Genomic DNA, 13,618 nt, shown 5'->3' with positions numbered 1-13,618 from the left:
CTTAACGCATATTTAATATCTCGTTAATTAAATCGGTAGCATCTTCTAATGCCGCACCGTTTGACCAAAATCTTCGCTGATTTGGGCGGATGATATATATATCATCACCATCATAATAATTTAACTTCTTTCTAAAAAAAATATTAGTTGCCTCCTTTTTAAACAGTTTTTTATCAAGTTGTTTTAATTCAATATTTACGTCTTCCCGAGAATAAATAATTTCACCGCTATTGCCAAAACTTAGCTTGATCATGGCTATAGGGCTGCTTTTATAAAGTTGGTAGTTTGTTACAGCGACTTTTAAATCTGAATTCTGTAAAAAATCCCCTAATTCCTTACTTAAGGATTGAGCATATTCCTTGAATTGATTTCCGTTAACTGGCAACAAACTGACGGATTTACTTCCTTTAAACAACAATGGAAATGTGGTATTTACCGCATTGTCAATTATAATCCGGCTTTTAATAGAAAGATCATAAAAACCATAAATCAATTGATCAACCTCACTCTCAAATCGTGATAAGTCTTTCTTGAAAAACTCATTCGGCTTGATTGCTGTGTCATATAGATCTGCAAGGGCATATAATTGTTCGTCACTTAAAATAAATGGCAGATCGTAAATTTCGTTGGGTTTTATTTCTTCTCTTTCAATACCAATCGACGCGGAGACCATAAATAGATAGTAATAGGCAAAGTTCGAGTTGATGTAACAGGTAAGTCCCTTCAATAGCTTTTCGTCAGAATGATGTAAGCCAAGAACCTTACTGTTAAAAGAACAATCAGTGCCGACATACGAGCTACATATTTGCCAGTTATTTAAGCCTTCTTTAATTAGAATATGCGGACCCTTGTAAGCTGCTTTTACACCCGTTCGCCTAAAGATATTTATGGTCGGCAGTTGGTCAATAGCAACGCCATAGTGTTTCGCATATAGTTTGATGGAGTTAGGTGTTAAACCTTTGTTAATATTAACAAAAGCACTTGAATGATACCTTGCTATATTCTGAGGTGGAAGATATCTCTCAGGTATCTCGTTATCAGTTATTGGATTTTTGGCAGAATCCATCAAAAATTGAAAGCCCAACCCTTTCCTTATTTTTTTGTTAGTTATAAAGTCGGAAAGTTTACTTACCGTGTCCAACTTTCTTATTAAATTGATGTCACCCGTTCCACCCCACATAGCTATCTTCCATATCTTTGCATTGGAGGTCTTACAATCTTCCCTGGGCAGGTACTTAACATCAGTACTATCAATTACTATTCCTTCCAGCACGTCCATTTTAAGATATGTTTTTGGGGCATAATAAAGTATAGTATCACTTGCCTTTTCAGGACCTTCTTTTTTGTAAAACACAATGCTAATGGGGCCAACGGCTGAGCCAAACAATTGTCCCCCTAAATTGATCGGTACTCTACGAAGAATTGAAAAATTAAATACCTTTTCGACATAACAGTCATTGAATAGCCAATCTCTAAATTTTTGATATGTAGTACCTGTATTGGTTAATACTTTAGTATTAAAAATCAAAGCAATTTCTCCCTTTGGTGAAAACTTAATTGCCTTGTGTAAAAATGGCAATACCATTTCTTTTGCAAAACCAAATTTAGCACAGTAATCACTTATGGTTTTTGAAAGTTTCTTTGTTCCAAAGGGCGGATTTCCAACAACCAGGTCGAATTGTAAATTTTCGATTTCTATGTTTTCTGCAATGGTATCCCTTCTAAACAAGTTCTTTCCCTGTTCTTTAAGTGTTAGGTCTAAAGGATCATTTATTAAATTAGGCAATTCCTTTTTTTGCCATAGTGTTTTTGGGTTAAGATTCTCCAATAAAGCCAAATAGAGACTGAAAGCGGCTACTTTAATCGCTTTTGGATCTAATTCAATCCCAAAAATATTATCAATCAATAATTTTTTTAAAACGCTATAATCAGTTAGCTTTTCACCTTTATTATTTTCATAACGTTTAACCAACCGTTTAAAGCTTTCAACAAGAAAAATTCCAGAACCGCAGGCCGGGTCAAGTATTTTAATATTATAATGAGTCTCGGCATTATTTACAGGGATTTTTTGGTTTAATATTAATTCAACAAGTGAAGGTGGTGTGTAAAATGTACCAGTTTCATCTTTCTTTTTAGCGTCGACTGCGGTTAAAAAGTTCTCGTAAATCTCACTAAGTAACTCAATTTCAATAATATTAAAATTGAATACCCGCCAGTTGTCAAATAATGTCGTTTGATTTGGGTTGTCAAACCCAGTTATAAAACATCTCTTGATAAGATCCAGGTGCTGCGGCTTAACCAATTGCTGCTCATCAATATTTACTGTAAATAAATTACCTTTAAAGTGGGTTTCTAACTCATCAAATAATTTATAGGTAGCCGAAACACTCCCCAATATATCAAAATAATTTTTTGCTTTAGTGTCTATCGCCTTATAGAACTTTTCATCTGTTGCATTCCTGTCCTCTAAAAACAACAGGAACAATGACCGCATTATCAATTTATGAATTAAATTAATATCCGGCAAACCATCGTCCTGCAATTTAGATGCTACACCTATTAAGCTATTGACCAGGTATTTATCAACACGACGTTGAAGATTAATTTTTTTTCTTATTTCAGTTGCTTCGTCCAGCGTCCAAATTATTCCTGTGTCTACAGCTATGCGTGAAAATATCTTATTTAACGTAGCTAACCTTTCCTTGTCGGTTTTTTTACAACGGTATAATTCCAATTTTTGGGTTTCTTTCTCAAAATCTGTGTCTTGTGAAAGATAAACTGGTTTTTCGGAACAATTGTAAATGCGAATTTCAACATCTGATATTACATACAATTGCAACACCTTTTTATAATTCCAAACATCGTGATGGATGTTTGCTATTTGTTTTAATGAGTTTAGTTCAAAATCCGGTACGTTTTTTATAAATACCGCAGGAAAATCAGCGCAAAAGTAGACCTGGTCAATGTCAAATGCTTTAGCAAGCTGAATGACATCGCTCTGATAATCAGATATTCCTGGACTTGAATCACTGGTTGAAACAGCACGGGCAAAATCCAATTCTTCAATAAAAAAACTCTTATCCATTTCTAAGTTAAAAGATTATTTATCAACTGAAGACCACTATCAAAGCCCATATATGCACTAAACATAAGTTAATTATTAATAATTTATATCAAAACGCTAATTTATACTAATATTTTTAGTATTCAAAATTAAACGATCAAAGTTGATAATTGAACCTCGCCCTGACTTCTTAAATAAAAATCTAAATAATTTGGCATAATTGCAATATGGCTTCTATTGCAAACGCCGTCATAAAAGATCTTTAGGTCATCACATTGATTGCTTGCCGCAGGCACGGTATACGGCACATCAGCTTGTTTTGCCCCATCAATCACCTCGTAACAAATCAGTTCACGCTCAAGTTGGCATTTAGATACTGCGACACCAGTAATCGACCGGCAGACGTAAAAATCATCTTTTAGTCTTAAACGGTAGTTATCAATAGTATTAACATTTTTTGTTAATTGTAATCTTACTTCGGCGAGCCTGGGTATTATTTCTACAAAATTCAGCGCCGACAGCGTTGACCTAATTTTTTCGACTATATCAATAATTTTTTCGATTTCCTCTCTGTAAGCTGATTCATAATTGTCAGACTTATGAGAAAGTGGATTTAGAAGCGTTGATACGAACTCTTTGAGTCTTTCAAGGAAAGCTGGATCAATATTAAACCTTTTAATGAAAACTATTGCCGACTGTAGCTGACTATCAAGCTTTTCTTTATCAGATCCATTATCGTTTTTCAGCACTTTACTTGGCAGTAATTTTGAAAGTATATCCTCTGTGGCTTTCCTTAAATAATTTGCAGCTGCCGGATAATCGTGGGTTGAGTGCAAGTGATAGCTTGCTTTGGCAATATGATCTTTGGAATCGTAGATTTTAGGTTTTCTTTGAAATTGAGCATTTTTTGAAGCATATACTTCGTGAAACTTCCAATCTTTTTCATTTTGACCTGGGGCATATGTAATCCTGCTTTTAGCCATTTCGAAAAACGCCCGATCATGTGTAAAAATGTAAACCTTATATTTATCGACTCTTGCGAATTCGTTCAAAATGATATCTAATACTTTGTCGCGATTGCTCATATCCAGACTTACCAGCAAGTCGTCAAGTACTAAAACTTTCCCATCATAAGGAACCCTTATATTGTCCGACAATAGTGAAAACCTAACTGAAAGTGCTATTGCCGTTAATTTTGCTTCATTTAGGTATGATTGGGGCCTGGTTATCGGAATTATTGTATTGTCCAGTTTTACTGCTTTTAAAGAAAGCCCTATTACCGGATCAATCAAATCTTTTATTTCTCTTGATTGGTGAATATATTCGCGAGTGCCAATTTTTCTTTTTTGCTTGATTCCGCCAAAACTTAAATAATTCGGTTCCTCAAATTTCAATTCTATAATGATCTTTTCTTCATTGTCTTTTTGAAAATGGCTTTCAAAAAATTGATTTACCTCTTGATTTATTTCATTGATCCACCATAACAGATCTTCATTAAATTTTTTAATGGCCCGAGTGAAAAATGCTTTTGGTTTAATATTCTCAATCTTACCATCCCGAAGCAATCGAAAGGGTTTACTGTCAATTATTTCTTTGTACGATTGAGACAACGTCTTTTCACCTGTCCCTCTATCCGTTTTAATAAATGGCAATACATCCCGCTCAAAAACTGTCCATAAATCAATTTCGTGGGAATTTCTAAAATGATAAAATGCAAATAACAACCTGTGACTTATAAAATCACTATTATTGTTAAGTCCAGTTAAAATATCATCAGTTTTTAATGATTGCCCTTCGATGGTAATTCCATTAACGTCAAGTTTATAAAAAACATCTTTCTCATCAACAAATGAAATCTTAATATGAGATTCGTCACCTGGAGTAAAAATATTCAGCAAATTTTCCTCATTTGCTCTTTCGAAGTATTTTTTTGTTTTGTCGACACCTTTGTCCTTAGCCTGTAATAAGGTATACAATGCCCAGTAGATGGATGATTTACCACTGCCATTTTCACCATATACCAGCAAGTGTCTACCTTCAATAGAGATTGTTTCTTCTGCTGGAAATGCTTTGAAGTTTTGTAAAATAATTTTGTCTATACCGGACATGCTAATTTTGAATTATTGGTTTAAGAATATCCGGGCTTTTTACTACGAAAAGCTTCATTCTTGCATTTATTTCACTCTTACGAAGTTCTTGATAGTTATCCATAATAACGCTGATCTTATCCTCGGCCTTTATCCGCTGCATATGAGGTACAAGCTCTTGTACAAGATTTAGAATATTGAGGTTGCGGTCTACCATATGATCAGCAAAAAACAACTCGTAAATACAACCGTCAATAATATCATCGAAAAAAAGTGCAACATGCTCAATGAGAGAGTCCTTTTTTTTATCACTTTCCTGTTCTTTTATTAGCTCTGTTATTATTTCTGAAAGGTTGACAAAAATCTTTTGAATTGGGATAGGAACCTTTTTAATATTGGTATTTAGAACATTGGGGGCAGAATACAGCAAAAACCCACCAGACATTCTAAGCCCGTCAAAAAAGCTTTCAAATAGAAATTGATAAAGCTTGGAATTAATCCAACATAATACATATTCGGGAATGTATTCGGGGCGGAAGGAATGAATACAATTTGTATTAACCGACGCATAGTCGCCATGCTTATCAAAAAAAGCCTCCGTTCTAATAGCAATCTTAGCGAAAATAATCTTAGGTGTTGAGTATAACTCTCTTCTATTGCGGCTGATTCTGGAATCATTAATATCGATGCAGGGCCGAAGGTATTCTGAACCCTTATCAATCATTTTTCTTATTCCCCAGGTAGATGTGTATCGATCAATGGTTCCTGTGTTGATTACCTTTTTGCCAATATTGTTCTCATTGAGTAAATAATGATATTCATCAGCTTCCTTAGCTGTAGAAGTTGCGTTGATCAACCCTACATTTGAAATTGGCTCACTCTGTTCAATAATAAATTTAGTAATATTAATTTTTTCATTTAAAAGGTAGCCCCAAATATAGCCTGGCAAATAAGTTAAATCAGTTGAGGGAACTTCCCTTTCTGAACTCATTTTTCCTAACGAGTTAAAATGTCTAATAATAATAGGCGTTGTCTGCTCGTTGCCATCCTTTTGAAGTATAGTGACAACTGGATAGGTACTTGCTTCTTTAAATACCTTTATTCCACTGTAATCTGCTAAGGATACCAGTTGTGTCCTTTTATGTATAAATCTTCTTAATTCTTCACCATAGCTTGCCGACAGGTATCTATTAGGATTGATATAACTTAATACACCATGATCTTTAAGTATGTTAATTCCTAATTCATAAAAAAGAATATAGATATCAATTGTCCCCTTAGCAGTTTCATAGCCACTTTTCAGTTCATCATATTTGTCTGTTCCATACATCTTTTTTAGCGCATTTGCATTGATGTAAGGCGGGTTTCCGATTAATATATCAAATCCCCCGCAGTCAAATACTTCTTTAAAAAATAAATGCCAAAGAAAAAAAGGTCGGTCTGAAGATTGGCTAAGGCGGAATAACTCAATTTCCTTTTGGTTTACTTGATCTAATCTAAGGTTTAGTGTTTTCAAATTTTTGGCATCCTTACTATCGTTTTGATAGGCGATCTTTTGTTCTGCTGTTTTTAGATCAGATACCTTTGTTGCTATATTTTTAATGTATTTTTTGGAGTCTTTCGTAAGTTCACTTTTATGTTCCTCTAAGGTGAAGTGTATGTGGTCAAGGACATGTTTATCAATGCGTTGGTGCAGATCCTTTTTGTCTTCAGGTGTATTTGCGTTATAGTAAAGATTCATTAAATCCTCAATCCGTTCGAAATTCAGGCTTTGTGTAACCTTCCGCTTGGACTGCCCTGAAAACATATTTATTTGGGGGTCCTTTACTTCAATATTATAAATTTGCCCTTCATGGATTTTACTCAAATCAATACCTTCAAATTTCTCCATTAAGCTATTTCCCTGCATAATTTTGAAATCCAGATTGGGTAGTGGATGTGGTTCATCCTCATCTACAATTAAAGCGAGCCAAAAACGGAGCCTTGCAATATCAATTGCTCCACTATCAAGATCAACCCCGTAGATGGACTTTTGAATAATATTCTTTTTAACTTCAACTCTGTCCAGCGTCCAATCCAAAGAAAGCTTAGCTTTAAAAATCTCATGAAGCATGCCCATTGGGAACGCACCCGAACCAATAGCCGGATCACAAATTTTTACATTGTCAAGAAGCTCTTCAATTCTCTTTGCATTATCTCGAATAAAATTATGTCTGGTGTTTTCATCACCCTTTTGTCCATAACGAATAAATGCGCCGATAGCCTCATTTTTACCCAAGTGTGTTTCCAAATATTGCACCAAGCTTTCCTGGGTCATATATTGAACGATTTCCTTCGGCGTGTAAAAGGTTCCGTTACTTTTATTATCATCCAATAGGTTTTCAAAAATATGTCCCAACATTTCGGGATCAATGCCTACTTCGTGATCATCCGGGCTATTTTCATCGATAGTAAAATTGTATTGGCTAAAAAAGTCGAACAATTTTTCAAAAAAACTTACCGGAAAGTCAATATTTTGGGACTCCTTTGGTTCGTCCGGTTCAAATAAACCGCCATTTAAATAAGGTACACGTGTACCAGTAAATTTAAATATTTCCGATCTGCGATTTAGTGTATTAAAAAAAAGTTCGCTTAGGCATGAACTTAGAAAGCAGGGCTTGTTTTCAAAACTTATAAATAAGTTTAGCAAAAATTGTTTGTCACCTTTCTCCCAATTTTCAGAATTTACCGGACACCCCATCCAGCCTTTTTTTTGCAAAAAATATAAAAAAACGATCCTTCCAAGAAGTTTTTTTGTAAAATCCCTTAACGGTTTTTCCTGGTCGTCTGTACTGATTTTATTTTTATCCAATAAAATATTACGATAACTATCGTGTGTGGCCAGATACAGAAAGAATTTTTCGTATTGCGATTTATAAAGCGTAAAAAATTCCCTATTGAGTTTTTCAACCGAAAACGCATTGATCAAACTTTTTAAGTCTATCTTCTTTTCTACCAAGCTATCGAATTGTGATATAGCTGTCTTTACGGTTTCGTTTACGCCAAGAACGTAGGTGAACCTCTTTGGGTGTGTTATGTTAACGTGTTCAACAAAATCTTTATCCCAGTAAATTGATTTAGAAATAAAAGTCAAACGCCAGTCCAGCTCATTTTGAGCATGATATACCGCAAACAATGCGTCAGTGTCTCCAGGATTTAGTTCAGTATGGATAAGATTTCTTAACCCAACTCTGTTTTTATTTACACTTTTGCCATCCTCAAGGCTTACGTCATAAAACCTGATCAATTTCCCATCAGTTAACTTTGCGCTGCCGAATTCGCAAATGGACTTTACGATGCTGTGTTTAGCCAGACTTTTATCAACACTTTGAATTGGTGTATTGTAAAAGTTAGCATCTGGAAAAAGAAAAATCAATATACTTTTCCAGTTTTCATAATTATAAGACGATTTGAAAACGTCAGCTATTAAATGGTTTTCCATCTTAACTTGAAAAAGATTCGGACAATATTATTTTTGGCATTTCAATTTTTTTTGGCAAACTGGAAGCCTGTTGAATATACAGGTTTTCTACTACCGGGTATTTTTCTACTATTTTTATTAACGCACTATAAACGTCTATCAGCCCTTTAGCGCCGTCCTTACCACCTTTCATTAGTTGATTTATTTCCCGAGGTAACTTCTGAAAACGACCCTTTTTTATTGCAATTTTTGCATTGTCTAAAAGGGTCCTTTCCTCACTCGAAACAAAATCTAATTCTATATTGTGGGAAATAAAAGCAAGCGCTCTTTTTTCATTAGGCCCTAATTTAACTGGAGCAATATCTCCCAAATTGACAATATCACTTTCTTTATGGAAACAGTTCAGACCTTCATTTATATGTTGATGATGAAGATGGTGTAGTGGGATTGATTTTTCGTCGGCTTGAGCCTTAAATAAACGCGCGGCTTCAGTGAAAGTCAACTCTTCTAAAAACAAATCAGGCTTAATTAAATAGAAAGCATCTCGTCGCTTATTTCTAATGAAAGTTACAGTTTGGTCATTAAGGCCTGCATCTTTTCTACCAACACGGCCTCGCTCAGGAATTTTCTTTTTTATTCTTTCATAGATATCCGGAAATTGATCCTTGAATTGCCTGATAAAATTGAGATATTCTAAACGCTCATCTTTTTCTTCACTCGGCAATTTTTCGAACAAGCCAAAAGTACTAAACTCTTCTTTAACAGAATAAATTTGGCTGTCCTCGCCCAAGGCCGAGTGAAAGGCCTGCAACTTCATATAGGCTTTTTTATTTAATTCAATTTCACTGTCAGTTTTGACAGTCGGAAAGAAATTATAAATAAATATTTTAGAAGATCGCGTTCCAATTCTATTTACTCGTCCTATACGCTGCATTAATTTAGTAGCATTCCAGGGTATATCATAATTGATGATAACATTTGATAAATGCAAATTAACGCCCTCTGCAAGGACTTCTGTTGTAATTATGATATTGTAATCACTGCTGTCTAAAATATTCAACTGATTTGCATCGAAATTTTTAGCAATGATTTTAGTAAGTTCTTTTTGATTTGAACTATTTACAGATAATACCTTTTCAATGCCATCCTGTTTCAATCGATTAAAAATGTAATCCGTGGTTTCGCGAGATTCAGAGAAAACAACTAACTTTTTATTGTCATTAATACCATCTATTAAAAATTCCGATTTCAATTTCTGAAGGAAGGTGTCGTATTTAGGATCGCTGTTTACTAACGACCAAGCCTCGTTCAATTTTTTTAAAATCTCATTGTCTTTTTTAATGCCCTTAATAAATATATCAGAGAAATCTTCAACCTTGAACTGTTGAATTATTTCTGGATTATCCGTATTTCGTAACAATTCCTCCAGTTTGTCTTCATTATCTTCCAATATGAAATCACTTATTGGAATTTTAGGTGCAATGTAAATTTTATCATTCTCGATCATTTTTAACATTGCTCGATTTGCATCATAATACCTGGCTAAACTCATTTTGAAGGCAAAGAAGCTGCTATCAATCCTTTTCACCAACAAGATTCTCATTATATGAGCCAATTGTTCCGATATCAAATTGGCCTGTTTATATTGTTTTTTTGCATCGGGGTTCAAGTATTTGATCGCCTGGTATCGAAAATAACCCAACCCGTTTTGAGTGTCTTTGATAATATCGAATGTATGGTCATACAACTCATTTAATTGCTCATCCAATTGATATAGGATTTGTCTTGGTGGTTCTATATCTGGAAATGTAACGCCCTGTTGCTTTATATCCTCCCAATAAGCGGGCGTATTTCGAATATCAGTCCGAGTTCTTCTAACAATAATAGATTCTAATACCTTTACTCTAATTTCGTCATAAATGCGTTTTACACCATGCGCAATCTTTTCATGATTCAATTCTCGCTTAAGTTTCTTGTATTCGTCAATCAGCGGTCTAAAGAAGTGTTGTAAATTACCGACTTCCAGTGTCGATTTCTTTGAGTCTTGAAACAAATACAATTGATTACGAATATCTTCCGGTTTATTGTTTAAAGGGGTTGCAGTAACCAGCATGACTTTCTTATGATTTGCCCCGTTAATTCCTGGTCGTTTTCTTTCCGTTTTACAAAGTTTTTGCAATTCATTAAACATTTCCGATTCGTCCGATCTAAACTTATGCGCTTCATCGACAATAATCAGATCGTAGTCCTCTGGATGTTTAACTTTATGAAGACTCCCATTCGTAACATAATCCACGTTGGGCACTTCAAAGTCTCGCATAGTTTTTTTCCAATTATCGCCTAAAGCGGGAGGATGAATTACAAGTGTTTTGGTGCGATAACCATTCGAGAAGTAGAATTTCTTAGTGATGATAGTAGCAATTATAGTTTTTCCAAGTCCCACCACATCGGCTAAAATGAAACCATTGTGTTTCATCAATTTGGCGAATCCGTCATTAACAGCATCAATTTGATAAGCTAACTTTTTGTAGCCTTTGGGCAAATCTGTAATCGACTCAGGATCGTATTCTATGCTGTTGCCAAAATAAGTGATTAATAATTTGATGTATATTTCGAACGGAGTGAAATCTGTGTTGAGATACGTTTCTTTTTTTAAGTTAGAAATCTCTGTGGCCAAAATATTGATTGATTCCGCCCATAAGTTTTCGAATGTTTTATTGGCATAAACAACATCGTCATAATCCCTAAGTTCGACATTAAATTCGAAATTTCTATCAAGTCCGGCTTCACTTAAATTACTGGAACCAGTTATTACAGACCCGCTGTTATGTTCATTCCATATTTCTGGACGAAACACATATATCTTCGCATGAATATTTTTATCCGGGTGGGCTTTTATTTCAATTTTCCCATTTACAATATCTTCTATGAACTCTAATATACCTTCCTCAATTTCTTTTTTATATAATGCGCATTGTATATCGTTTTTTAGATCCTTTAGAAATTCTTCTTTTGTTATATCAGAATTAAAATTAAATTCTAAACCTTTCAGGGCAGCTTGACTTATTAATTGATCAACGTCAATGCCAACAAGTATGCGGATCTTCTTGACCTGGCTTAAATGTTCTCTGATTTTAAAATAACCTGATGAACGAAAATATCCGACCAACGCATCAAAATAAAACACATTTGTATATTTAAATATGCCATCGAATTTTTTAAGTAAGGTATTCTCGCCGTCGTTTGTAAAAAACTTAGTACTCATTTTGTATCCTCCTTCTCAACTAAAAGCTCTTTCACATTGACTTCCAGTATCTCTGCTATCTTATAAAGAAATTCCAAGCTTGGTTGCCTTCGGTTTTGCACATATGAGTTAATCATATTGTAGCTTTTACCGCATTTCTCAGCCAGCCAAGTTTGTTTGATTCCTTTTTGATCAAGGATTACCTTTATACGATTCATTGAGATGAAACTTTTTACTAAAGTAACCAAATATATAGTATCTCATTGCGTGATATAAAAATAGTGACTGGTTGATTAATCTAACAAATTATAGTTACGTTATCAACATGCCTTATATCTATCATATAGAATGGGCCGCACTACCGAAAAAAAACACCTACCTCGTACATGAGGTGTGAAAAAAATACTTTCCCCTTCCTCACATTTGCTGGAGTAAATATTTAAGCTATGGCAAATTACAATGAAACCCAAAATGACTTTCCGAAAGTTCACCGCGATCAACTGATCACGGTCCAGGACTTGATTGATTTTAAACAACAATTGATTGTTGACATTAAAAAGCTATTGAAGGAACAAACCGGGCATCCGGGACATCAATGGCTCAAAGCATTCGAGATTAAAAAGATGCTGCGCCTTTCTGAAAGCAAGCTCCAATATCTCCGTGATAAAGGCCTAATACCTTTTAAAAAGTTAGGTGGTATAACTTATTACAACCTGGAAGATATCGAGGCGCTGATGAGTTCCGGTAAGTTGAACGATCAAATGAAAATGGCATGAAGCGAAAGGCAAAGCGGATTGTTTCAAATCTTGATAAACAGTCAACAGACAGGATTGCCAATGTTGTACGTAATGATGATGGCTTAGGCACCTCCATGCCGCCATCGCTTATCAGCATTAAAATTTATTTTGATCAAAAAGGCCTGGCGGAAATTGCTGCCGATTTCTTCACCGAACATGAATTGCGGGAATGGAAAAGTGCTACCGGCCACCCGATAATTAACTGGAAAGTTTGTGCTGCTGATTGGATTTATGATTATAGGCAGGCAATGAAGATGCGGTTAAGGAAGTCGCCGTTTTACAGCGAATCGTTCTGAGTAACAATTATAAATGTTGATGACAATTTGGCGGTTTAGTTGATCTTGAACTTTGTTCACCGAATCACAAAGTGGTTCGCTGTGGTCTTAAAAGTGTAATCAAATCGGGCATCAACATTAAGTGATTAAAATGTGAATGTTTAGCAAACGATTGTTAATTAATTGCCATTTAAAAGCAAAAATAATGGAACGTCGGAGAGCAACGAGCAAAGTCTTTCCTGATGCATAATTACAGATTTATGTATCTACAGCAATTTGCAATTATAGAGTTATACAATTCAAGAAACCTGCATTTTTAGAAATACAGGTTTACAGCATTATGTATTTACAAAAGTCTGCAATTAAAGATTTATGTATTTAATGATTTACGGCATTATGCAATTACAGCATTATGTATTTATAACAATTTAGAAATTACATAACATGGGAAAGATCATTACAGTAGCCCACCAAAAAGGGGGCGTTGGAAAAAGCACATTGGCAATGAATTTAGCAGTGTGTTTTCAGGATCAATTAAATGTTGCTTTAGTTGATCCTGAAAACAGACTGCTAAATTCATAGCCAGTGTGCTTTTACCTACGCCCCCTTTTTGGTGGGCTACTGTGATGATCTTTCCCATTGTATGTAATTCTAAATTGTTATAAATACATAATGCTGTAATTGCATAATG

8 protein-coding genes and 1 pseudogene are annotated in these 13,618 nt (G+C 34.7%); 3 read left to right on the top strand and 6 right to left on the bottom strand.

The window, feature by feature from the left end; translation table 11 throughout:
- Position 1 precedes the first annotated feature (1 nt).
- The 5 genes from Q0R52_RS07920 to Q0R52_RS07900 all read right to left on the bottom strand — a co-directional run bounded on the left by Q0R52_RS07920 (position 2) and on the right by Q0R52_RS07900 (position 12,073).
- On the bottom strand, positions 2-3,085 hold the full coding sequence (locus Q0R52_RS07920; RefSeq protein WP_295793740.1) for an N-6 DNA methylase: 3,084 nt from the start codon (positions 3,083-3,085) through the stop codon (positions 2-4).
- A 128-nt stretch (positions 3,086-3,213) separates the two neighbouring features.
- Complete coding sequence (locus Q0R52_RS07915) at positions 3,214-5,172, bottom strand: ATP-binding protein (RefSeq protein ID WP_295793737.1); 1,959 nt, start codon at positions 5,170-5,172, stop codon at positions 3,214-3,216.
- 1 nt (position 5,173) lies between these two features.
- The gene (locus Q0R52_RS07910; protein WP_295793735.1) at positions 5,174-8,632 is read right to left on the bottom strand and encodes an Eco57I restriction-modification methylase domain-containing protein; all 3,459 of its coding nucleotides are present in this window, start codon (positions 8,630-8,632) and stop codon (positions 5,174-5,176) included.
- 1 nt (position 8,633) lies between these two features.
- A complete protein-coding gene (locus Q0R52_RS07905) occupies positions 8,634-11,876 on the bottom strand; it encodes a helicase-related protein (RefSeq protein ID WP_295793733.1) in 3,243 nt (1,080 codons plus the stop codon).
- Positions 11,873-12,073, bottom strand: a complete 201-nt coding sequence (locus tag Q0R52_RS07900) for a helix-turn-helix transcriptional regulator (RefSeq protein ID WP_295793731.1) — start codon at positions 12,071-12,073, stop codon at positions 11,873-11,875. The genes Q0R52_RS07905 and Q0R52_RS07900 overlap by 4 nt, the downstream gene beginning before the upstream one ends.
- A 228-nt stretch (positions 12,074-12,301) precedes the next feature.
- Between Q0R52_RS07900 and Q0R52_RS07895 the strand changes: the two genes are divergently transcribed.
- The 3 genes from Q0R52_RS07895 to Q0R52_RS07885 all read left to right on the top strand — a co-directional run bounded on the left by Q0R52_RS07895 (position 12,302) and on the right by Q0R52_RS07885 (position 13,509).
- A complete protein-coding gene (locus Q0R52_RS07895) occupies positions 12,302-12,631 on the top strand; it encodes a helix-turn-helix domain-containing protein (RefSeq protein ID WP_295793729.1) in 330 nt (109 codons plus the stop codon).
- Positions 12,628-12,948 (top strand): hypothetical protein, encoded by a 321-nt coding sequence (locus tag Q0R52_RS07890; protein WP_295793728.1) that lies wholly within the window; start codon positions 12,628-12,630, stop codon positions 12,946-12,948. The genes Q0R52_RS07895 and Q0R52_RS07890 overlap by 4 nt, the downstream gene beginning before the upstream one ends.
- A 423-nt stretch (positions 12,949-13,371) precedes the next feature.
- Positions 13,372-13,509, top strand: a complete 138-nt coding sequence (locus Q0R52_RS07885; protein ID WP_295793726.1) for a ParA family protein — start codon at positions 13,372-13,374, stop codon at positions 13,507-13,509.
- Here the strand turns inward: Q0R52_RS07885 and Q0R52_RS07880 are convergent.
- Positions 13,490-13,567: pseudogene (locus Q0R52_RS07880) on the bottom strand (ParA family protein); the annotation flags it as partial. The gene Q0R52_RS07885 and the pseudogene Q0R52_RS07880 overlap by 20 nt on opposite strands.
- Between the last annotated feature and the right edge of the window lie 51 nt (positions 13,568-13,618).

The sequence above is a fragment of the Mucilaginibacter sp. genome, from assembly GCF_025359345.1.
Classification (GTDB): Bacteria; Bacteroidota; Bacteroidia; order Sphingobacteriales; family Sphingobacteriaceae; genus Mucilaginibacter.
Note: the sequence above shows the minus strand (reverse complement) of the source record. Positions and strands in the feature narration are given on the sequence as shown.